We start from the raw sequence: 21,525 nt of genomic DNA on the forward strand, positions 1-21,525 counted from the left end.
AACCAGCGCTAATGAAAAAACCTTATGCTATTGTCTCGCTATATCAACATTAAAGTACAGTTTATTGTACTGCTCTCAATAATATCTCTTAGCCTAGCTGCCATTATCTCAATAAATGTCTTTATTCATAATGATAATAGTCAGCGCCTAAAGCAGTTAGAGTCAAGTTACTACCCTGCACTTGAGCATGCGACGAAAATATATTCTCTTTTACCTAACGTGAAGCAACAGTTCGAAGCTGCTGTCGTGATGGAAGATGAGCAAGCTCTCGATTTTGCACGTCAAATTTCTTCTGAACTGCAAGTTGAAGCGAGTCGTGGTGCCGATGTTTTACCTTCACAAGCGACAGCTTTTAATAAACTGTCACAACAACTAGCAAGGTACACGGATTCTGCGTACGCGCTGAGCGAAGATTTTATTAATCTCAATGACTCTTTCGAGAGCCTGACCTCCAGAGCGAACCAACTTAGCACTGAATATGATTCATTAGTTGCGTTAAGCGAGACGTTACGTGCATCCGCGAGTCAGAAGGTCGTAGACACTATCTTGCACTCTGAAAAAGCCGCAAACGACGCTGCGAATCAATCTATTTGGTTAGGTGTGTTCTTTTTGATCTCTGTGATTTCGGTTGGTTACGCAATATTCAAATCGGTTATTAGCTCAATATTGCTTGTGACAGAAAAGATGAAGGCGATTGCGACTGGGGATGGTGACTTAACGGTACGCATCGACTACGCAGGAAAAGATGAGATATCAACGCTTGTTGAGAGTTTCAATCAATTCATTGAAAAGCTACAAGGCATTATCGCGAGTACGTTAAGCATTGGACACGAGCTTGAGGTTGTCAGCGACAAGATTCGTAGCGAGTCGAATCAAACCTTGGCTCTAAATAGCACTCAACGTGATCACATCGAAGAGGTTACCGAGGCGGTCAATAACATCATCGACCTCATAGAACAAGTTGTTAACTTTGCATCGCATGCAGATTCTCAAGCTCAAAAAGCCAATTCTAGTGCTCAAACAGGAACACAAGTGGTTCTTAAAACGAGTAAAGAAATTGAAGAGCTTGCGACAAACATCCGTGATACGGCCTGTAAGTTGAAAGAACTCGATCAGAATGCAAGCAATGTTGGCTCAATACTAAACACAATACAAAGTGTCGCTGAGCAAACGAATTTATTAGCACTAAATGCTGCAATTGAAGCTGCGCGAGCTGGTGAACATGGCCGAGGCTTTGCTGTTGTGTCCGACGAAGTGCGCGTGTTAGCGAACAATACTCAACAATCAGCAACAGAAATTAATGCCCTGTTGGTCGACCTTAAGTCCGGCTCTAACGCTGCTGTTGGCGCTATGGACCAAGGCTTAGCGAGCTCGTCACAGGCGGTTGGAGACGCGCAAAACGCTGGTGACTATCTATTAGAAATTAGTGGCCAGGTAGAAGAAATTACCGAGCTCAACAAACAAATTGCAAGTACTACAGAGCATCAAGCTCGTGCTTCAAAACAAATCCACACCCATATGGATGATTTTAGACAGTGCTCTCATCAAGTGTCTCAGTCGACAGATCAACTCGAAGCTCTAAGTCACCAACTGAGTGGCATCGTTACAGAGCTGAGTAAATCAACATCACAATTTAAAGTATAACGGAGAACAACAATGACTAACTCCTCTTTTCGCTTATTGCCGTTAGCGGTAGCACTTGCGACTTCATTCGCTGTACACGCTACAGATGAGCAAAAATTGGCTGAGCTTGAGAACAAGGTCGCTATTCTTGAAGCAAAAGAACTAAATTCAGTCGCTGATAAATTTAGCTTCAATGGTTTTGCGTCTTTGAACATGCAACTTGGTAACAATAGCCATGGTTTCATGAAGTCACAAAACAAAGTACGCTTTGATGAAGGTTCTCTAATTGGTTTGCAAGGTGAGTTTGAAGTTAACGACTCTACTTCAGCTGTAGTGCAAATGGTTGCTCGCGGTAACAAGAAAGAAAACTGGACACCGGATGTTGAGTGGGCATTTCTAAGCCATAAAGTAACACCAAATTTGACAGTCCGTGGCGGTAAGCTACGTCTTCCTCTGTTCATGTACTCTGACTACCTAGAAGTGGGTTACGCTCAAACAAGCGTTCGCGTTCCTAGTGAAGTTTATGGTTCTGTGGTTCTTACGTCACTTACTGGTGGTGATTTCATCTATGACGTTGAGTTAGACGACAGCACAGTATCATTCCAAGGTTTCGTAGGTTCACAAAAGCTTTCAGCGTCTAAGCATAGCTACAATGCTGATACGCAGTTTGATGACATCGCTGGTGGTGTGATCAACTGGACAGACGACACTTGGACTTTACGTACGGTTTACGCTCAAGCAGTGGTAAGCTCAACAACAAACTGGAACGTTAAGAATAAGCCACCTATTTTAAACACAACGTTTAACGATGAGAATGCGAAGTTCTACGGTGTTGGTGGTCGATACGACAACGGTAACCTATCGCTAGTTTCAGAAGTTACTCGTACAACGGTTGAAGGTTTCTATCACGATGTAGATTCTGCTTACCTGACAACGGCTTACCGTGTGAACGAATTCACGCCTTACGTAACTGTAGCGCACATGGAATCGACAGACGATGCAGAACGTAACAACCAGGTTAAACGTCAATACGTAAACATGGTTAAGAACCCAAGTGCTGCTACTAAATATGCTTTCGGCTCTGCAGCCGCTATCTCTAGCAACATGAATATCCAACGCACAACTTACAGCATCGGTACTCGTTGGGACTTTATGCCTAATATCGCGCTGAAAGGTGATGTTAGCTACCTAACCAACTTCGGTTCAACTAATGGTGGAGTTAACGCATCTTACAAGAACGAAGACAACATCTTGTACACAGTTAAAGTTGACGCGGTATTTTAAGGAAGAGAATTATGTTTAAAAAAGCATTGGTAGCCGCTGCTCTTCTTAGCAGCATGAACGCTTTCGCTGGTTTGGTTGTTGTTGGCAACCCATCAATGAATGAGCTTGACGCTTCAACAGTTAAAAAACTGTATCTAGGTAAAGCAAAGTCTCTACAGATTGAAGCGGTAGACTTGGAAGACGGTCACCCACTTAAGGGTACTTTTCACCAAGCAATTACAAAGAAGACAGAAGCACAGCTTCAAGCTTACTGGGCAAAGCGAGTATTTACGGGTAAAGGTCAACCACCTAAAGCTGTAGGTCAAGAAAGCTTAGCGAAAGACATGGTAGCTAGCTCTTCAAACAAAATTGCTTATATCGATGACTCTTTAGTTGATAGCTCAGTTAAGGTTCTTCTAAAGCTTTAAGTTTGAGCTATAAAATAAAAGCTTGAGCTGTAAAGTAAAGGCTTTTCGTGTGGCGCTCTAATAGGGCGCCACTCTTACATTGGCTTACATACTGCTCGAACTCTCTTACTTACCGCTTACACTCGCTTGTCAATTCCCTATCTTATTGTTTCATAAGGCAATCTTGCTGGTTGTTTTTTGTTCTATTCTCTAAAAAATCCAAATTTTTTATATTTTTATTCATTTAGTTTGTTTGATATAAAAATGGGCATGTTGAGATTATTTGGTTGAGTTATAGAATGCGCGGGTAATATAAACAAATAGGTGAGGATACAATCTGATGCTAAATGACAAAAGAACAAAAATCTTGAGCTCAGCAGAAAAGCTATTTATTTCTCAGCCTTATAGTAAAGTTTCAATTCGGTCTATTGCTAAGTCTGCGGGTGTAAGCCCCGCGTTAATTCTTTATTACTTTAATAACAAAGAGCAATTGTTTGATCAGCTCATCGAAGAGCATACAAGTCGTTTTCAAGAGCAGTTCTCAAAGTATCAGAGAGTGGATGGAATACAACTACAACACTTACTTTCTGAACTTATCGAGTTTTGGGAAGCTTCGCCTAACATCTTTTTACTATTCACTTTTGGCGGAAGTTCATACAATTACGAAAATGTTCAACGCCTTAAAGAGTCTAAGTTTGGTTACACCTACAATAAGACTCTTGAAAATCTTCTTTATTTAGTTGATGGCTGTAACGAGTCAAACTTTCATTATTACCAGATGCTGGTTACGTCGTTAGTGTCTCAACCATATTTAGCAAACAAGCAACAAAAATATAACAATGACAACTCTACGTTTAACCTTATGCAATACCAAGAGGTTATAGCTAGCTTATTTAAAGAAGAGACTCGCTTTGCTTATTAGATAACTGCTTATTAAATAACTGCTTATTAAGTAATTGCTTACTAAATGATTCTTCATAAGTTGTGTTTTGGGTTTTAATAGCTAATTCTTAGAAATACGTTATGAAAAAAAGCGCCGCTCATTTGAGTGGCGCTTTTTTATGAGGAATACAGCCTCTAGTCGGGACTGTTAACACATAAGCAATAGGCTACTCAGTTTGATTTTTGAGTGTCTGGAACCCAAAGTAAATTCGCATGAATGTAGTTAGCCAACAAGCTGCACCAAAGGTGTAAGCGATAACCGCAAAGTGTTGAGGCCAAATACAGAACGCGATGAAACAAGCGATGGTTTCAGTGCCTTCGGTTAGCCCTGACATGTAGTAGAGAGACTTATGCTTATAGACTGGGTTTTCGATGCCTCGTTTGCCTGCCATCACGGCAAACGCCAAAAAGCTGCTGCCAGTACCGATAAAAGAGAAGATCAAAAACGCACCGGCAATGGCGTTGTGTTCTGGGTTCGCAATAACAAAGCCAAAAGGAATTAACGAATAGAAAAGGAAATCGAGGCTGATGTCGAGAAAACCGCCAGCGTCACTAATGCCTTGGATTCGAGCCAAGGCCCCATCAAGCCCATCACATACTCGGTTGAACACAATGAAGCCTAGCGCCCATTCGTAATGTTGAAATGCCAACGCCGGAAACGCTAAACACCCGACCAGAAAGCCAAATAAGGTGGTTTGATTTGCCGTGATACCGAATTGACTCAGCAACTTAGCTGATTGGTTTAATGGCCACTTAATGACCTTGATGGAGTACTTATCCAGCATGATGACTTCTCCATGGCCAAGACAGCACTTGCGCCCCTTGAGGTACGTCAGCTTCGTCGTGCGTGACCATTAATGTTGGGATATTTGCTTTTGTCAGCTGTTCGAAGACCCAATCGCGAAATTGTGCTCTTAACTCTTGGTCTAACTTACTAAACGGTTCGTCGAGTAGGGCGAGCTTCGGCTTCGCCAATAACATACGAGTTAAGCTGATTCTTGCACGTTGACCGCCAGATATTTGATCCGGGAAAGACTCTGCCAAGTGAGTTAGCTCTATGTCTTTTAGTGCAGCCATCGCTTGCTGTTGACGAGCGGAGCCCTTAATTGAATTAGGCAGAGAGAACGCCAAGTTTTCCCATACCTTGAGGTGAGGGAACAACAAGTCATCTTGAAAAAGAATACCGACTTCACGCTGATGTGAAGGCAGGTCATCCAGCTGAATGTCGTTCAAAATAACGGTGCCAGAATACGAAAACTCTTCACTTAAGTGACCAGCAATCGCATCCAGTAAGGTCGACTTTCCGCAGCCACTCGGTCCCATCAAAGCCAGTATTTGGCCAGATTCTAATGTTACATTTAGCGCTGAGAACAGCGAATCTCCATCGTTTTTACGGATGGCGAGGTCGTTGAGGTGCAGACTCATTCGTTAGAAAACCTTTAAAAGTAAGACGGCGATATCTGAGTTGAAGTCGGCTGACTAATATCGCTAAAGAGAAAAAGAACAGAGGCAATAAGGCTTGCCAGATAGCATAAATTGCAGTCACTCTGCGGTCGAAACCACTGGTAAGGGCAACGGCTTCTGTGGTGATTGTGCTAATACGGCCCGCGCCGAGCATCAAGGTGGGTAAGTACTGAGCCAAACTTACGCTGATCCCGACCGCCCAAGCAAAGGCAATAGCGGGTAACAAGATAGGCAGCTTGATGGAGTACCAGCTCTGAAATGGCGATTTACCCAAGCTCAACGAGGCTTTTATCAGGCCGTCATTGAAGCTTTTCCAAGGGCCATCCAAAGACAGATACACAAACGGGAAAGCAAAGAAAACATGCGCCCAAATTACCCAAAATTCATAGGCGCTGCTGCCGATATAAAGCGTGGTTACTTGCATGCCGAACAATACCGAAAGTTGAGGTATCAACATGGGAATCGCGATAATAAAGCCCGGAACTTGCCACTTGTATTTGATTCGGTACTCATGAGCTACCAGCGCGAGTAATAAAGCAACGGAAGCGGCAATAAGGCCAATCCACAAGCTTTGCCCGACGGTGCTCATGATGCCATCCCACTCAAACTCCCAGAAACGCATGCTGTAGCGACTTGGAAGTAAATCAGGGAAGCGCCAACGCTGAGCTACACTCCAAATCACCATCAAAGGAATGATCAGCAATGAAAGGCTAGCAAGAACTGTAAATACGGTTTTCCCCGGCAAGTTAGCCCCAGTTCTTCCTGAATACTGCCAAGTTCGAAAGTACTTAAGAACCGCCCATTCTATTAAACGAGCGAGGGCGATGATCAACGAAGCCAAGCCAAATAGAACAATGGCTCCGGCTGCTGCTCGTGGTAATAGATTAAGGTCTGGGTCGTTAAACCATTGCCATACCAAAACGGCAAAGGTAGGTGGGTTGGTTGGGCCAATGATCAGAGCGATGTCGACAACCGATACGCTGTAAGCAAGCACCGCCAACATAGGGAAGCGAAGCTTGGTAAACCATTGTGGGAAAATACACTTCCACCAGATCTGAGCACGGCAATAACCCAGAGAGGCACTGACCTTAGTGATGCGTTCAACATCGATTTGTTGAAGTATCGAAATGCTCATCAGCAATAAGAAGGGCACTTCTTTGAGTGCGAGCATAATGATTAGGCCAAACGCGTAAGGATCTTTTATCAGCAAAGCCAATTCAGAGCTTGTAGCTGATTCGCCGAGCAAGTGATGTACGGCTCTTGCGCCAAGCCCCGTTGGACTAAACAGAAAAGCAAAGCCGATAGCGAAAGCCACATGTGGAATGGCAAGCATTGGCGATAGCGTTAACTCAATCTTTCTCCAAAACTTGTTTCCCCAAGAGGCTTGAAGAATGCAAAAGGTCAGGAAGCAGGCGATATAGCTGCTTGCAATTGCTGACCCTAGGCTCAAACCAATAGAGTGCCAAGCCCCTTCCCATTGAAAGACTTGGTTAAAACCGTTGAGTGTTGGTTCCTCTAAACCTAGGGGCGGGATGAAACTCAGTGACGAGGCCACTACTCCCGCTACCCCAGGACTCGTAGGGACAATGCACACAGCTATAACAACAAAATATAGAGCGCGTAGCATGAATTTTAGTTACCGTATCGCTTAAGCCACTCTTTCTCGAGCGCGTTTTGCCAGCTTGGGTGTGGTTCATCAATCGATTTAAATTGTTGAGTATTCTTAGCGCTACCAGTCAGGTACTTGCTGCTTAATACAGAAGGATCACCCCAAACATTGAGGTCGCCTTTGCGCGATTGTGCTTCTGGGCTCAACAAGAAGTTGATGGTTACCTGAGCGCCAGCACTTGCATTAGCATTCCAAGGAATCGCAAGGAAGTGAATGTTAGACAGAGCGCCACTTTCTAGAGCATAGGCCTTGGTAGTTTCAGCTAGGCGGCCACTTGATTGTGCTGAATAAACAGAGTTTGGATTGAACGTAATCGCGAGGTCGAGCTGTCCGTCATCCAGAAGTTGAATGCTTTCAGATGTACCTGCAGGAAATTGCTTTCCGCCTCGCCATGCCACTTTATGGAATTTATCTAAGTAAGCCCACAGTGGTGCTGTAACTTCTTGGAAGTTGTCTTCCGAAACAGGTTGTGCCAGTGCAGGGTTGTTGTCTGTTAGCTCAATCAGTAGAGACTTGATGAAGCTGGTGCCATGAAATTCAGGTGGGCGAGGGTAGCTTAAGCGGTTCGGGAAAGCTTGAGCGTAGCTCAACATCTCTGAAAAAGATTGTGGCGGATTGTTTAGCGTCTCTTGGTCGTGAATGAACACCAGTTGTCCGACGCCCCAAGGTGCTTCTAAGCCTTCGGTTGGCTCCGAGAAATCGACATCAATTGGTAAAGATTTATCAACGTACTGCCAGTTTGGAAGTGATTCTGTGAATGGTCCAAATAACAGCGCATTGTCTTTCATCGAGCGAAAGTTCTCACCATTAATCCAAACGATATCGACACTGCCTTCGCTGTTCTTGCCTGCGGCTTTTTCTGCAAGTAGTCGAGTAGTCGTTTCAGCAATGTCGGTTACTTTTACATGCTTTAAGGTCACACCGTAGTCACTTTGTAACTCCTTGCCTGCCCATTGTAGGTAACGATTGATTTCTTGGCTTCCGCCCCAAGCGTGAAAGTAGACAGTTTGTCCCTCTGCCTGCTGTTCTATTTGGTTCCAGCTATTGGTTGATGTTGCTTCATCAGCGTAAATGGCTGCGCTGTATGCAACGGTTGCCATGATTCCTAACGTACTTACTATCTTGTTCATAAACTTTTCCATTTGGTAGTGAACGGGCAAGAGCATTGTTATTTCGAACTCCCTACAGTTATTCTATCTGTTTCTGAAATAATTTCTAATTCAACAGTAAATTCAATCAATTACTTAAGGGCTCTTACCATCCTAGCAACAGACCGTTGAACTGATGAATTTATTGCACTCAAATGATAGATTTTTTAGGTTTATTGGGGTTTGGTACGAAAAGTAAGCGATGAGTGTCAGTTTTTAAGGAATCATGAGTGTAAGAAAGCAATAAAAAAAGGAGCCACTAGGGCTCCTTTAATCAATTATTTGGTTTCTCTGACGGATTAGTTTACCCAGTCACGAATTGTGTACGTTAGCGTGTGTACATCGTTTTTCAATACTAGCGTATCGTTTGTTAGTGTTACGTCGCTCCACTCGCTTAGAGTCGCTGAAACCGATTGTTCGATTTCCATCGCAGACCCGTGACACATTTTCATTGTCATGCCCATTTGCTTAATGCGGAATTGACCGTCTTTTAGTTCGCCTTGACCGAAGAAGTTGTTACAACCAGCCATGCCGTTTGCTGTCATCTTTTCGCCGATCTCTAGACGAGGTGTCGCTTGGTGTTCGCTTTTCTCAATGTTCTTGCCATCAATTTGCGCAAGTTCCCAATTATGGTGCTGTAGATCGGTTGGTGTTACTTGCATCGCGTTATCACCTGTTGTTGTGCATGCTGCTAGCATCATAGGTAAAGCGGCTACTGCTAGTAATTTTTTTGAACTAAACTTCATATTATAAGGCTCCAAAGGAAAGAACGAAGTTACCGAATAAGTGTAACTTGATGGGTTCAAAGTATAGTTTACAAAACACTATATGTGTCAGTATAAGGTCATAGTTTAGTATGGATTTCATGAGCTAGGCGACAAATTAATCGCTTATTTTTGAGATAGTAAGCGTAATTTTGAATATGTAAGGAGGCGCGGTGGAGCAGTTAGAGTTTTTCCAAGTTCCAAGCCCTTGCGTTGGGGTTTGCTCAAGCGATGACAAAGGCTATTGCAATGGCTGTATGCGTAAAAGGGAGGAGCGCTTTAATTGGATGTCGATGACGCCGTCAGAACAGTTACACGTCATAAAGCTGTGTCGTCAACGCTATAGAAGAAAAATAATGAAGCAAAAAAACTTGGTTGGTAACTCGGTCGACGAAGAGGGAAGTACAAGCCCCCAAAGAGATCTTTTCGGCTAAAGAGGAAGTATTGAGATTTCATTTAACCTCGAGGTAACTATTACTTTACATAATGGTTGGGGTGTAATATTAAGGTAGGTACCTTTGTACCTGAAGGAGTGGTGTCGGTATGAATAAAAAGAACGTAAAACTCAAAAAAGAGCCAGTCAAAGCACTGGATCGTAAACCGATCGGGGCGAAAGATGACCCTGAAGAGACTCCGCGTGATTGGCATTCGATGTCAGAAGAAGAGCGAATGGAAATCCTTTCTCACCTTTCAGACATGCCTTTTCAATAATACCGCTGGTTCTTCAGAGTCTTTCTTAAAGGCCCTGTTTTCTTAAATAAACAGCTTTCTAAAATAAAAATGTTATTAAACAAACATGTGATTCGCTTTCGTTACACCACGATGATACGTGCAAAATGTATCATCGGCTTCCGTGGTTTTACTGTGAATTTTAATGTTTGTGATCACTTCTACAGCCCCTGCATCGTAGCAAGCTTGTTCTGCTTTTTTAACGATATCTAGCAGTAGGTTGAGTTCACCTTTCATCGTGGTTTCCATAGCTCCGACTTGGAAAGGCACATCGGCAGCTTTCACAACTTCAATTGCTTTATCAACCACTTCGAAGTTGTTGCCTTCTTTAACGCGAGGGATCACTTGGAAGGCAACCATCACTTCTTTTTCTCTTTTTAACTCAGGCACTTTCTGCTTACTCTTGGATAGGGAATTGTTGCAGATGATAGGTTAATACGGATATTAATTCTACAGCTAACGATGCTGTTCTATCGACTATATCAGTGACTAGAGATATAGGCTTACTTGCTACCCCAATGGTCGCTAACCCAACCACCAATATGCTCATCAAAATGACTGCCACTGAATCTCTGGTTACGTTCCACCGAGGTATCACAGTCATCTTTGTTGTCTATTAGGTTTTGTATGTAGTTTGCCATCGGGTCATTAGAACGCTGACGATCTCGGCGAGTAGCCACTTCCTTAATCAGTTGTAATCGATATGTAGAGCTTGCACGTTTCATTTCAATGACCTCCCGGTTTTTAGACACTAATAGAAAAATCTAGTTGTCAGATATAGGGGCGTCAACGTGATTTTAGAGTATTTTTTTTGAGCAACCAAGAATCAATACCTTGGCATCATAATTCATAAAAGTGTCATTTAGGTTGGCATCTTTATGGAGGTTTGAGGGCATAAGTTTGTATTTTGGTCCTGCTAATATGAGATCAACCATAAAAAAGCCCAGTGCAAACTGGGCTATTCGATTTTCTGTGGTTACTTTGAATAACAGGTTATTTCGAAGAACTTGGTTTGCTCTTAAATTGCTTAACACTCTTCTTTTTTGCGGTTCTTCGGTTAGCCATCTTGTCTTTAGGCGGACGTTTGCGAGCTGTCGCTTCAGATGCAGGTTTGTCTGTAACAGGGAAACCTTCCAACGCTTGTAGCATAAGAGGTTTATTGGTCAGAGTACGAATTGCATTCAGGTAGTCAGTTTCGCTGTGGCTAACCAGAGAGATCGCGCTGCCAGTACTTCCTGCTCTTGCTGTGCGACCAACTCGGTGGACGTAAGTCGCCGAATGCGATGGCAAATCAAAGTTAATTACGACAGGTAGTTGATCAATATGGATGCCTCTAGCCATAACGTCGGTGGCGATAAGCACACGAGTCTTGCCATTTTTGAAACTCTCTAATGCTTGCTCTCGCTCTTCTTGGCTCTTATTTCCGTGTAGCGCATTCACACTTATTTTGGCTTTACTCAATCGCTTGGTTAATGCATCTGCATTGTCTTTTGCGCCAATAAATACCAATACCTGCGACCATGCGTGCTGATTGAGTAGGGCGATCAGCGCTTGAGCTTTACTGCCTTTGTTCACTAAGTACAGAGTTTCTTCAATAGCCGCGACCACACTGTTTTCTTGATGCGTCGTGACCTTTACTGGATTAACAAGAAGCGCCTCAGTCTGACTGATCAGCTCTTTTGGCAGCGTAGCCGAAAACAGCAGTGTTTGATGCTTTTTAGGAAGAGCAGAAATAATGGTTTGAACATCTGGCCAAAATCCCATGTCGAGTAAACGGTCTGCCTCATCAAGAATTAAAGACTTGCATTGGGTTAGCTCGAGCTTGTTCTCTTGAATAACGGCATGTAGGCGGCCAGGAGTTGCGATCACGAGTTGTGGCTTTTCTAACAATTGCTGTTGCTGGATCTCGATATCAACTCCACCAGTCAGTGTCACCGTTTTGATATCAAGTGTGGTTGCGATGGGTTCTAGTGCTTTGGCTACTTGAGAGGCAAGTTCACGGGTTGGAACAATGATTATCGCTTGTAGTTCATTTACATCATGCTTGATGCTGTTCAGCAAAGGTAAGCCAAATGCCAACGTTTTTCCGCTACCCGTTTGAGCCAACGCCAGCACGTCTTTCTCCGCAATAATTGTAGGAATTACTGCTTGCTGTATCTCTGTCGGCTTATTGAATTGAGATGGGATCGCGGAGACGGTTTTTGGGTTAAGGGTTAGGCTATCAAATGACATAAATGAACCAAGTATCAAAAGGGAGGTGGAGTTTAACAGGACGTCAAAAGTTAGAGAATCAGTTTATCGGTAAACTTCAGCTTGGCCTTCAGTCTTAATATTTGGGGGAATAGAACCTGAGATAGACGACTTACATCCCATTTTCTATCGAATCCTAAGAACCATGGATATTTTGGCGTAAAAACCTAAAGCAATTGAACGCAAAGACGATATAATTATTAGTTATCCTTTTGGTTGGCATATGTGTTTTGAATCTAGGTTTGAAGTTTAAGGATGATTTAAGCCAACGGGGACGGGTATTTTTAAGTTGTTTTAATAGCTTGTTTTTTATAAATAAAAATAGAGACAGGGAGTCATCAATGAGTGAAGAGTCATTCACCCAGAAACGTGAGTATTACCGCCTGAAGTATCCCAAAAAGGCGCGCCCGGTGATACGAATCAAAGATGAACTTTTTCATGTCAGTGAAGTTTCTGAAAAAGGCGTGCGCTTGATGATGAGTAACATCATCCCGGTCTATCGAGGCTACTCCATGGCAGGCACTTTATGGTTGCATGGTAATAACAGCATTGATATTCGTGGTTCTGTATTGAGACAAGAAGGCGATGAAGTGATCGTTCTGTTATCACAAGGCCCGAGTTTCAAAGATATGGTGGCTGAACAACGATACATTAGGCAAAGGTACCCGGTTTTCTTCGCGAACCTTAGAGTGGCATAAGCAAAGCATCTAAACGCCTAAACCCCAAGTAACTCATGGTTATCTGATATAAAAAGCCCAGCACTTTGACGAGTGCTGGGCTTTGTCATCTATATGAACAAAATGAACAAACTACTTCTAAAGACAAACTGTCTCTAAGGACAAACTAACAAGTTTGCTTCGTCTTATAGCTCGTCGACTGTTGCCCAAACCGCTGCTAGCATGTCGTGACCAAATGCAACACTGCGCTCTGGAGACCAACCGTACAGTTCGTCAGCGTGGCTGATGTGATCTTTAAATGGCATCTCGACAGTGTATGCCAAACACTTGAACTGTTCGCCGATCCAGTTTGTGCCGACGGTCATATTTGCTTTGCCCGGTTCGTCTTTATCGTAACCAAATTCATCTTGGAACTCTGGCGTGATAGTCAGAAGAGCTTGCTTGAAGTGATTCTCTAGTTTTGCAATGCGCTCGTTGTATGAAGGTGTGCCTTCGCTACCAGCAACAAAGTTATATGGGATTGCTTCGTCGCCGTGAATGTCTAGACAAAGGTCAACGCCAGTTTCTAGCATGCGCTCGCGAACAAGGAAAACCTCAGGGCTGCGTTCCATAGAAGGTGACTGCCATTCACGGTTTAGGTTGACGCCAATACCGTTAGTGCGTAGGTGACCACGGATGCTGCCGTCTGGGTTCATGTTAGGTACAACGCGGAATACAACGCTGTCTAGAAGTGAACGACCAACTGTGTCTGTTTCATCAAGCAAGCGTTGTAGCAGACCTTCGATCAGCCATTCAGCCATGGTCTCGCCCGGATGTTGGCGACCAATAACCCAGATGTTTTTCTTCTCTGCACTTGGCTCACCGATGGTTAGCAAAGTGATGTCGTTGTTATCTAACGTATGGCCCAGAGTTTCTAGCTTACAAGCAGGGTGCGTTTGAGCACTGTGCAAGAGATCTTGATGACGATCGTATGAATACGGTGCGAAGTACGCGAAGTACATTGAATCGTGTTCAGGAATGATATCAAAGCTTAAAGTGTCGCCATCGAATTGAGATGGAATGCGGAACCACTCTTCACGGTCATACGATGCAACCACATCATAATCTTTCCAGCCTTCAGGGTAGGCAGATGTTGCCAATTGGCCGATTTCAAAGTGGTGAGCTTGTTGAGCTTCACTTTCTAAGCGGAAATGAAACCATTGTGCGATTTCAGTTTGATTATCCGCTGGAATAGTTAGTTGAATGTTTTGTGGTGAATCTGCTGAAACGACGTGAATGTTGCCGCTTTCGAAGTTGCTGAAAATTTTCATTGTAGTTTTTATCTCGTAGTTGAGTTGCCGTAAGATTAGCACACTTTTTTTCGAGCAAACCACTAACTAAATCGTAATGAGATGTTATTTCAGCTATCTGTTTTTTAGCTGCCTACTTTTAAATCGACAGCTATTTAACGGTTAACTTTGAGCTATCGACGTTGGCAAGTCGTGCAACCACGACAGGCAGAGCGTGTATAGCGATCGAGTTTACTGCGTTGCACCTTACAGTACGCATTTTTCAGCGCTCTTCTTCCAGCAAACCAATCATCCGGCTTTGACAGGATCAGATAACCATTGAAGCGCTTCACAAGCTCGGTTCTATTTTGGTGGATGAACTTGCTATCAAAGCCTATTTCGAAGTAATCAAGCGCTTGTTCAATCGAAGTAAAGCTCGCTATTTTTTGTTGGAACTCTGTTTGGCTCATGGGGAGTTTGTTTGTGAACTGGTGGCAACTATTGTACCGAGTTCACGATTTATTTTATTGATTTTAGTTATGACTTACCAGGGGTTGAACCGTAGGCTTTCTTAACATGAAGTGATCTTTTTAACTCTTTGAGGATTATAGATAAAGTACTAACGAACAGTGACAACTACCCAACCAGATAGAGGAATCAATGAATCGAATCAATCCAAAGAAACTACTTCGCAGTAAATGGACGGCCGTTAGCCCAGTAAAGAAAGAAAAGCACTTTATGATCACTGAGGTCGAATTCGAAGAAGGGGAGGTCATTCGTTGCTTAATAGAAGCGGTGATGACGAAACGAGAAGAAGACATTAACTGGCGCGATCTAACCGATAAGGATCATTGGCTTCCTGGTTGGAAATAAGTGTATCAAGTCGAGGCGATCTGCTTGATACACTTGTATTAATTACCCGACGCAGCAAGCCCTTGCCAGTATTTAAGGCCTTCTAACACACCCTCTGCATGTGTTGCTCTGCTGGTGTATACATTATCTCGATCGGACAGGTGAGCGATCTCAGGGTAATGATTCGCGACCAATATTGAATTTACGCCATCTATGGTTAGCATCGAGGTGTCGTTCGCTGAGTCGCCAGCCACGCATACCTCTTCAATGCTTAACTGATGTTGTTTAAGTAGATGATGAATCGCTGTGGCCTTGTTGACCCCCTTAGGCGTGATATCTAAGTACCAATCGTGGGAATAAGTAAGGTGTACATCTAAACCGTGTGATTCCAGACGAGATACGATCAGCTCATGTTGAGGCTCTGAGAGTTTTCCTTCGAAAGTGATCTTGTAGTCCCCTTGATGGCTCTCTAAGCGCTCTCCCATGAAATCGAGCGATGCAAGTGCAGACTCAACCTTTGACTTGTTCCAAGATGCTTCTAATTGATTGTGCCAGGTGTGATCCGGCGTTTGGGAGTGCTCGTGATGAATTCTCGTGCCTACGTCGCTGATAATCGTGTGTGGTTTCGGGTAGTTGTCAGAAGCTAAACCCACACGAATTGAGGGCAGTGTTCTACCTGTCGCGATGATAAAGCGGATAGCCGGTTGCTTTGTTAAGTAGTTAAACAACTGATCAACCCCATGAGACGAGCCGCCATCAAGCGTGCCATCAAAGTCACACACCAGCATTTTTATCATTCTAATACCTGTCCTTTTATCCGTCCGAAAGAGTGCCCAACCTTTAGATAAAGAATGGAACAGCAATGTGTACTCTACAAGTTGTCTTTCGGCCTGGGTAATCGACTTTTGACAGTTTGCAGCAAGTATCACAGTTGGTGTTATGTCTTCTATATCGGAGATGAAGGTATCAATCCGATCTGTGCCTAATTGGACGGACTCTATCCAGATTGCCCTTCATATGTGTGTAAAAGTCATTGGGAGTGCGCGCCTCGTAATGGTGTTAATTTACCAGTCTTGGTGGCGTTTAAACTCTCTTAATTGGTTTGTATTCGAATTATTTGTACACGAACTATTTGTGCATATTCTTGGTCTATTTAGCCTATTAATTGTTCTGATGTGAAATAAATATTCAATAATCTATCTGTAAGTAATACATAATGCCGCAGGTGTTGAGTGTGATTTAAACTTCTTTATTATCAATATTTTGCTTTGTATGGGCTTGATATTTGACCTTTGTTTGGGCTGGGGTTTTAACGGTTTTTCATCGGCTTTACAGAACGATGCCCCTTGATTTGCATGGGTTAATTGCTTAGAGTGCTAATCGTTTTTCGGGTTTAAATAACCGTTTTTAAGTTTAAATAATCGGTTTTGAGTTTAAATAACTATTAGTTTAGATAACTAAGAAAGGATTAGATTACATGGATCCCATACTGGAAGTTAAGGGACTGTACAAGGTGTTTGGTGAAGATACCGACCGTGCTTTTACAATGATTAATGAAGGCGCGAACAAAGATAAAGTTTTCGAAGAAACAGGGTTAACGATCGGCGTTAACGATGTTTCTCTTAGCATTCAAGAAGGCGAGATTTTCGTCATAATGGGACTGTCAGGATCTGGCAAATCAACCCTAGTACGCCTTCTTAACCGCTTGATTGAACCTACCAAAGGTAATGTGCTTCTTCGAGGCAAAGACATTGCCCACACCTCAGAAGATGAGCTCCGCGAAGTCCGTCGCAACAACATCTCCATGGTTTTCCAAAACTTCGCATTGATGCCTCACATGACAGTGATTGAAAACGCCGCGTTTGGTCTTGAACTAGCGGGTGTTGAAGTCGATAAGAGAAAACAGTCAGCATTTGAAGCGTTGGAACGAGTCGGTCTCGGGCCGTATTCAGAATCTTACCCTGATGAATTGTCTGGCGGTATGAAGCAGCGTGTTGGTTTGGCTCGTGCTCTAGCATGTGACCCTGATATTCTGTTAATGGACGAAGCGTTTTCTGCACTCGATCCTTTGATTCGTACTGAAATGCAAGATGAGCTTATTCGCCTTCAAAATGACGATAAACGAACCATTGTTTTCATCTCCCATGATTTGGATGAAGCGATGCGAATCGGTGACCGTATTGCCATTATGCAAAACGGTGAGGTGGTTCAAGTGGGTACCCCAGACGAAATTCTTAACAACCCAGCGAACGATTATGTCGAAGCTTTCTTCCGCGGTGTGAATGTAGCAAGTGTTCTTACGGTGAAAGACATTGCACGTAAGAAGCCAGCTGCGGTATTTAAAAAATCAGAACATGACGGCCCAGCGTCCGCTCTACAAATCTTGATGGATAACGACCGTGAATACGGCATTGTTGTTGAGAAAAGCAGTCGTTACTCCGGCATTGTCTCTGTTGATTCCCTTCGTAAAGCACACAAAGAGAACAAATCACTCGTCAGTGCGCAGCTCGATGATGGCCTAACGCTGAACCCTGATTTACCAATCAACGATGTGCTTGGCCTTGTTGGCGGTGTGCCTTACTCCGTTCCTGTTGTGGATGAGCAAGGTAATTACTTTGGCGTGGTAACTAAGTCACGACTGTTACAAACATTGGATAAGGGGTAGATCATGTCGTCTGAACAAACAAATAATGACCCATGGTCTCAATCAGCTCCAGCAGCTCAGCCATCAAGTGATCCTTGGGGTCAAGCAGCTGATACCTCACCATCAGCAGATTGGTTAAGCAGCGAAACAGTCGAAACGACACCTTTTGATCCACTTAACCCTTTTGCAGAAGCAGTTTTGCCCGTCGACACTTGGGTAGAGTCTGGACTGAATTGGTTAGTTGAGCACGGACGTCCATTGTTTCAAGCAATCCGTGTGCCTATCGATTTTATTCTAAGTTCATTTGAAACGGCGTTGGTGTCGACACCTGCACCATTCATGTTGATCATCTTGTTTTTAGTTGCATGGCAGTTTTCAAACCTGAAGCTTGGTTTGGCTACAGCCGTTTCTTTGACTTTTATTGGTTTGATTGGCGCTTGGTCTGAAGCGATGACCACGCTTTCACTGGTCATGACATCGGTATTCTTCTGTCTGCTGATCGGCTTACCCATGGGGATATGGCTCGCCCGCAGCAATACCGCGGCTAAATTCGTACGCCCAATTCTCGACGCCATGCAAACGACGCCAGCCTTCGTTTATCTTGTACCCATCGTAATGTTGTTTGGTATCGGTAACGTTCCGGGTGTGGTGGTGACGATCATATTCGCACTTCCTCCTGTTGTACGTTTGACTATCTTGGGTATTCAGCAAGTACCGGAAGAGTTGATCGAAGCGGGTCACTCATTCGGCGCCAGCAAAAAGCAGATGCTTTACCGAATTCAACTACCACTTGCACTGCCAACCATCATGGCGGGCGTGAACCAAACACTGATGCTGTCGCTATCGATGGTGGTTATCGCATCAATGATCGCAGTAGGTGGATTAGGTCAAATGGTACTGAGAGGTATTGGCCGACTGGATATGGGATTGGCCGCTGTTGGTGGCCTAGGCATTGTTATTCTTGCAATCCTACTTGACCGCATTACCCAAGTTCTTGGGGTAAATGCAGGTAATACAAAATTACGCTGGTATCACATGGGGCCTGTTTCCCTTGTGCTAAAAGCTTTAAATCGCGGTAAACAATCAGAACTACAACTAAGGAAAAACACCAATGAATAATTCATGGAAGAGTAAGCTAGCCGTTAGCATCGTTTCGACACTGGCTGTATCAACGAACGTGTGGGCTGCAAGCTTACCGGGTGAAGGTGTATCAGTTCAGCCCGTTCAATCTTCAGTTGCTGAAGAAACGTTCCAAACACTGATTGTTAACCGTGCTTTAGAAGAGCTTGGTTACGATGTGAAATCAACGCAAGAAGTGGACTATAACGTAGCTTACACTTCTATCGCAAAAGGTGACGCAACGTTCCTAACAGTAGGTTGGTTCCCACTACACGCTGACAAATACAAAATGGCGGGTGGCGATGACAAATTCTACCGTGAAGGCCAGTATGTAAGTGGTGCCGCTCAAGGTTACCTTATTGATAAGAAAACCGCTGAAAAGTACAACATCACTAACATTGGTCAATTGACTGATCCAAAAATCGCTAAGCTGTTTGATGCTGATGGTGATGGCAAAGCAGACCTGACGGGCTGTAACCCTGGTTGGGGTTGTGAGATGGTCATCGAACACCAAATCTCTGCATTCAAATTGGACGATACCGTTACTCACAACCAAGGTAACTATGCAGCGATCATCGCAGATACGATTTCACGTTACCAAAAGGGCGAGTCAGTTCTTTACTACACGTGGACACCTTATTGGGTAAGTGGTGTATTGGTTCCTAACGAAGACGTAGTTTGGTTAGAAGTTCCATTCTCTTCACTTCCGGGTGATCGTGCGAATGTTGATACTACTTTGTCTAACGGTAAGAACTACGGCTTCGAAATGAACTCGATGCGTATTATTGCGAACAAAGAGTTTGCTAAGAACAACCCATCTGCGGCGAAGCTTTTTGAAATCATCAAACTTAACATCAATGATGTAAGTGCTCAGAACATGATGATGAGTAAAGGTAAGAACAGCTCGGCTGATATCGAAGCGCACGTAAACGGTTGGATCAAAGCGAACCGAAATACGTTTGATGCTTGGATTACAGAAGCGAAGAAAGCGGCACTATAACGGTTGTTTTTCGTAAGCAGTCGATAACAGGCTGGAATAAAAAGAGAAGGCCGGTAGTCTGATTCAGACTACCGGCCTTTGTTTTTCTAGCGACATAACTATTTTTTAGCGACATAACTACTGTTATCGCATTATTTTTTAAAGCGGCTTGTTCTTTTAAAAGCGAGTAGGCTAGCGTTCGCCTTGAACCTCAAAGTCATCGCTGATTAAACGAGCGCAACCATCGGCTTCTAGTGCCCAGTGCTCACGATGCACAACACCAAACGCTTTGTTCATTGTCCAACTAGCCGTCAAAATGTAGCCGCCTTCTGGGTGCTCTTCCCACGTAACGTCTGTGTAATCAACGTCTTTGAAACCTTGGTCGATGATGTTTTGCCAAAATGCTTGAATCGCTTCACGACCTTCAAAAGTACCAAATGGACGCGCTTCCATTACACAGCTTTCAGCATATTGATCTGCACAACCTTTCGCATCTTGGCTGTTGAATGCTTTCTGCCATGCGTTAATGCCTTGCTTACATGCTTCTAAAATTTGGTTGTTTAACATTGTCTTTCTCCATATCAGTCTTCTTTCAAACACTGTGTCTTTGATTTGGTTATCTCGATAAGTTGGATTCAGTTTAGCCTTGGAAATTAAATTGAAAAACAGAGATAATAGAAAATACTGTGTGTAAAAAGAGAACAATAAGATGAGTAAGCTAAAGCAGATGTCGATTTTCGCTCACATCGTAGAGCAGGGCTCAGTATCAGCTGCGGCTGAAAAGCTTGAGTTATCCAAGTCCGTCGTCAGTCAGCACCTCAAAATTCTGGAACAAGAACTAGGTGCTTCACTTCTCAAACGCACAACACGGAGGCAATCTCTGACCAGTATGGGTGAGCGTTTTTATTTAAGCTGCAAAGACATCAACGTGATTGCTGACTCGGCTTGGGATATGGCCAAAGCTGAGCTAGAAGAGCCACAAGGTCGGATTCGTATTACTGCACCGAATGCGTTGATGGATTTATTGGTCGCGCCTGTTATTGCAGACTTGATGAAGCAATACCCGAAGTTAAAACCAGAGCTGATCAGCGATGATCAGCACTTAGATTTCATGGAACACGATATTGATCTCGCAGTACGAGTGGGCAGTTCTCGTGACAGCAACCTAAAGCAGAAACGCTTGGGCGAGTTTAAAGACGTGTTGTGTGGCGTTGAAAGCATGCGTTCTCGTGAGCTTGAATCTATCCCTTACATTGCTAACTCATGGCAAGGTAAGCAAGTCTCTCATCGCTTTACTTCTCAAACAGATCAAGACTTTATTTACCAACAACAAGCAAGCTGCACTACGAACTCCTTTCATAGTTGTCTCGCGTTGATCAAATTTGGCGTTGGCATTGGTGTGATCCCAGACTTCTATCTTCATCAACTATCAAATGAAGTGGTCGATCTCTTACCAAGTTTTCAACTACCCACTAACACGGTTTATGCGTTGAACTCATTCGCCTCAAACACACCGATTGCCATCAAACTGTGCGTTCAAGCGTTAGAAGAGAAGCTCAAACAGAACTTTGTTTAAAACCAATTCGATAAGTTAGTGATTTAGTAAAGAGGCTTAAAACCAAACTTGCCTAATAGATTGCTCAAGAGTGAAGATACAAAAACATAAAGACACTAAAAAGCCCGAGTATAAACTCGGGCTTTGAATGGTTTTCTTTATAACTTATGAG

General features: G+C 43.5%; 24 protein-coding genes. 12 read left to right on the forward strand and 12 right to left on the reverse strand.

Annotated elements, in window-relative coordinates; translation table 11 throughout:
- Positions 1 to 24: 24 nt before the first annotated feature.
- From AB4513_RS11410 to AB4513_RS11425, 4 genes are all read left to right on the forward strand, one after another.
- Positions 25 to 1,644, forward strand: a complete 1,620-nt coding sequence (locus AB4513_RS11410; protein WP_009846436.1) for a methyl-accepting chemotaxis protein — start codon at positions 25 to 27, stop codon at positions 1,642 to 1,644.
- A 12-nt stretch (positions 1,645 to 1,656) separates the two neighbouring features.
- Positions 1,657 to 2,907, forward strand: a complete 1,251-nt coding sequence (locus tag AB4513_RS11415; RefSeq protein WP_102257347.1) for a hypothetical protein — start codon at positions 1,657 to 1,659, stop codon at positions 2,905 to 2,907.
- Positions 2,908 to 2,918: 11 nt separating this feature from the next.
- Positions 2,919 to 3,314 carry a phosphate ABC transporter substrate-binding protein gene (locus AB4513_RS11420; protein WP_009846438.1) on the forward strand — a complete coding sequence of 132 codons (396 nt, stop codon included), beginning with the start codon at positions 2,919 to 2,921 and terminating at the stop codon, positions 3,312 to 3,314.
- Positions 3,315 to 3,633: 319 nt separating this feature from the next.
- Positions 3,634 to 4,215: a TetR/AcrR family transcriptional regulator gene (locus AB4513_RS11425; RefSeq protein WP_009846439.1), complete on the forward strand. Its 582-nt coding sequence runs from the start codon at positions 3,634 to 3,636 to the stop codon at positions 4,213 to 4,215.
- Positions 4,216 to 4,402: 187 nt separating this feature from the next.
- On the opposite strand, the gene AB4513_RS11430 is transcribed toward AB4513_RS11425, so the two are convergent.
- From AB4513_RS11430 to AB4513_RS11450, 5 genes are all read right to left on the reverse strand, one after another.
- Positions 4,403 to 5,020 (reverse strand): CDP-alcohol phosphatidyltransferase family protein, encoded by a 618-nt coding sequence (locus AB4513_RS11430; protein ID WP_009846440.1) that lies wholly within the window; start codon positions 5,018 to 5,020, stop codon positions 4,403 to 4,405.
- On the reverse strand, positions 5,010 to 5,660 hold the full coding sequence (locus tag AB4513_RS11435; protein ID WP_009846441.1) for an ATP-binding cassette domain-containing protein: 651 nt from the start codon (positions 5,658 to 5,660) through the stop codon (positions 5,010 to 5,012). The genes AB4513_RS11430 and AB4513_RS11435 overlap by 11 nt, the downstream gene beginning before the upstream one ends.
- The gene (locus AB4513_RS11440) at positions 5,626 to 7,326 is read right to left on the reverse strand and encodes an ABC transporter permease (protein ID WP_032555184.1); all 1,701 of its coding nucleotides are present in this window, start codon (positions 7,324 to 7,326) and stop codon (positions 5,626 to 5,628) included. The genes AB4513_RS11435 and AB4513_RS11440 overlap by 35 nt, the downstream gene beginning before the upstream one ends.
- Positions 7,327 to 7,331: 5 nt before the next feature.
- On the reverse strand, positions 7,332 to 8,498 hold the full coding sequence (locus tag AB4513_RS11445; protein ID WP_032555185.1) for an ABC transporter substrate-binding protein: 1,167 nt from the start codon (positions 8,496 to 8,498) through the stop codon (positions 7,332 to 7,334).
- 317 nt (positions 8,499 to 8,815) lie between these two features.
- The gene (locus AB4513_RS11450; protein ID WP_009846444.1) at positions 8,816 to 9,262 is read right to left on the reverse strand and encodes an META domain-containing protein; all 447 of its coding nucleotides are present in this window, start codon (positions 9,260 to 9,262) and stop codon (positions 8,816 to 8,818) included.
- A gap of 191 nt (positions 9,263 to 9,453) precedes the next feature.
- Here AB4513_RS11450 and AB4513_RS11455 point away from each other — a divergent pair, with 191 nt between their 5' ends.
- Together AB4513_RS11455 and AB4513_RS11460 are read left to right on the forward strand one after the other, a co-directional pair.
- Positions 9,454 to 9,714, forward strand: a complete 261-nt coding sequence (locus tag AB4513_RS11455; RefSeq protein WP_009846445.1) for a DUF1289 domain-containing protein — start codon at positions 9,454 to 9,456, stop codon at positions 9,712 to 9,714.
- Positions 9,715 to 9,823: 109 nt separating this feature from the next.
- The gene (locus AB4513_RS11460) at positions 9,824 to 9,991 is read left to right on the forward strand and encodes a hypothetical protein (RefSeq protein ID WP_009846446.1); all 168 of its coding nucleotides are present in this window, start codon (positions 9,824 to 9,826) and stop codon (positions 9,989 to 9,991) included.
- 75 nt (positions 9,992 to 10,066) lie between these two features.
- Here the strand turns inward: AB4513_RS11460 and AB4513_RS11465 are convergent, their stop codons facing one another.
- From AB4513_RS11465 to AB4513_RS11475, 3 genes are all read right to left on the reverse strand, one after another.
- Positions 10,067 to 10,369 carry a thiamine-binding protein gene (locus tag AB4513_RS11465; RefSeq protein WP_032555230.1) on the reverse strand — a complete coding sequence of 101 codons (303 nt, stop codon included), beginning with the start codon at positions 10,367 to 10,369 and terminating at the stop codon, positions 10,067 to 10,069.
- 143 nt (positions 10,370 to 10,512) lie between these two features.
- Positions 10,513 to 10,734, reverse strand: coding sequence for a hypothetical protein (locus AB4513_RS11470; protein WP_009846448.1), 222 nt, complete (start codon positions 10,732 to 10,734; stop codon positions 10,513 to 10,515).
- Positions 10,735 to 11,002: 268 nt separating this feature from the next.
- Complete coding sequence (locus tag AB4513_RS11475) at positions 11,003 to 12,241, reverse strand: DEAD/DEAH box helicase (protein WP_009846449.1); 1,239 nt, start codon at positions 12,239 to 12,241, stop codon at positions 11,003 to 11,005.
- A gap of 359 nt (positions 12,242 to 12,600) precedes the next feature.
- Between AB4513_RS11475 and AB4513_RS11480 the strand changes: the two genes are divergently transcribed.
- Positions 12,601 to 12,957 (forward strand): hypothetical protein, encoded by a 357-nt coding sequence (locus tag AB4513_RS11480; protein WP_009846450.1) that lies wholly within the window; start codon positions 12,601 to 12,603, stop codon positions 12,955 to 12,957.
- Positions 12,958 to 13,121: 164 nt separating this feature from the next.
- Here the strand turns inward: AB4513_RS11480 and AB4513_RS11485 are convergent, their stop codons facing one another.
- Both AB4513_RS11485 and AB4513_RS11490 read right to left on the reverse strand, forming a co-directional pair.
- Positions 13,122 to 14,246, reverse strand: a complete 1,125-nt coding sequence (locus tag AB4513_RS11485) for a M14-type cytosolic carboxypeptidase (RefSeq protein ID WP_029223162.1) — start codon at positions 14,244 to 14,246, stop codon at positions 13,122 to 13,124.
- A 152-nt stretch (positions 14,247 to 14,398) separates the two neighbouring features.
- On the reverse strand, positions 14,399 to 14,674 hold the full coding sequence (locus AB4513_RS11490) for a nitrogenase-stabilizing/protective protein NifW (protein ID WP_009846452.1): 276 nt from the start codon (positions 14,672 to 14,674) through the stop codon (positions 14,399 to 14,401).
- A gap of 190 nt (positions 14,675 to 14,864) precedes the next feature.
- Between AB4513_RS11490 and AB4513_RS11495 the strand changes: the two genes are divergently transcribed.
- Complete coding sequence (locus AB4513_RS11495) at positions 14,865 to 15,077, forward strand: TIGR02450 family Trp-rich protein (RefSeq protein ID WP_009846453.1); 213 nt, start codon at positions 14,865 to 14,867, stop codon at positions 15,075 to 15,077.
- A 38-nt stretch (positions 15,078 to 15,115) separates the two neighbouring features.
- Here the strand turns inward: AB4513_RS11495 and AB4513_RS11500 are convergent, their stop codons facing one another.
- The gene (locus tag AB4513_RS11500) at positions 15,116 to 15,853 is read right to left on the reverse strand and encodes an HAD-IIB family hydrolase (RefSeq protein WP_009846454.1); all 738 of its coding nucleotides are present in this window, start codon (positions 15,851 to 15,853) and stop codon (positions 15,116 to 15,118) included.
- A gap of 680 nt (positions 15,854 to 16,533) precedes the next feature.
- Here AB4513_RS11500 and proV point away from each other — a divergent pair.
- Genes proV through proX form a run of 3 tightly spaced genes read left to right on the forward strand, consistent with a single transcriptional unit; the run spans position 16,534 to position 19,819 of the window.
- Positions 16,534 to 17,721, forward strand: coding sequence for a glycine betaine/L-proline ABC transporter ATP-binding protein ProV (gene proV / locus AB4513_RS11505; RefSeq protein WP_009846455.1), 1,188 nt, complete (start codon positions 16,534 to 16,536; stop codon positions 17,719 to 17,721).
- Between the two features lie 3 nt (positions 17,722 to 17,724).
- Entirely contained in the window at positions 17,725 to 18,819 is a 1,095-nt protein-coding gene (gene proW / locus AB4513_RS11510; protein ID WP_009846456.1) for a glycine betaine/L-proline ABC transporter permease ProW, read from the forward strand.
- Positions 18,812 to 19,819 (forward strand): glycine betaine/L-proline ABC transporter substrate-binding protein ProX, encoded by a 1,008-nt coding sequence (gene proX, locus AB4513_RS11515; RefSeq protein ID WP_009846457.1) that lies wholly within the window; start codon positions 18,812 to 18,814, stop codon positions 19,817 to 19,819. Before proW ends, proX begins: the two co-directional genes overlap by 8 nt.
- A gap of 171 nt (positions 19,820 to 19,990) precedes the next feature.
- Here proX and AB4513_RS11520 read toward each other — a convergent pair whose 3' ends face one another.
- Positions 19,991 to 20,365, reverse strand: a complete 375-nt coding sequence (locus AB4513_RS11520) for a nuclear transport factor 2 family protein (protein WP_009846458.1) — start codon at positions 20,363 to 20,365, stop codon at positions 19,991 to 19,993.
- 142 nt (positions 20,366 to 20,507) lie between these two features.
- Here AB4513_RS11520 and AB4513_RS11525 point away from each other — a divergent pair, with 142 nt between their 5' ends.
- Positions 20,508 to 21,374 (forward strand): LysR family transcriptional regulator, encoded by an 867-nt coding sequence (locus AB4513_RS11525; RefSeq protein WP_009846459.1) that lies wholly within the window; start codon positions 20,508 to 20,510, stop codon positions 21,372 to 21,374.
- Positions 21,375 to 21,525 lie beyond the last annotated feature (151 nt).

The organism is Vibrio sp. 10N.222.54.E6, from assembly GCF_041473955.1.
GTDB classification, from domain to species: Bacteria; Pseudomonadota; Gammaproteobacteria; order Enterobacterales; family Vibrionaceae; genus Vibrio; species Vibrio tasmaniensis_A.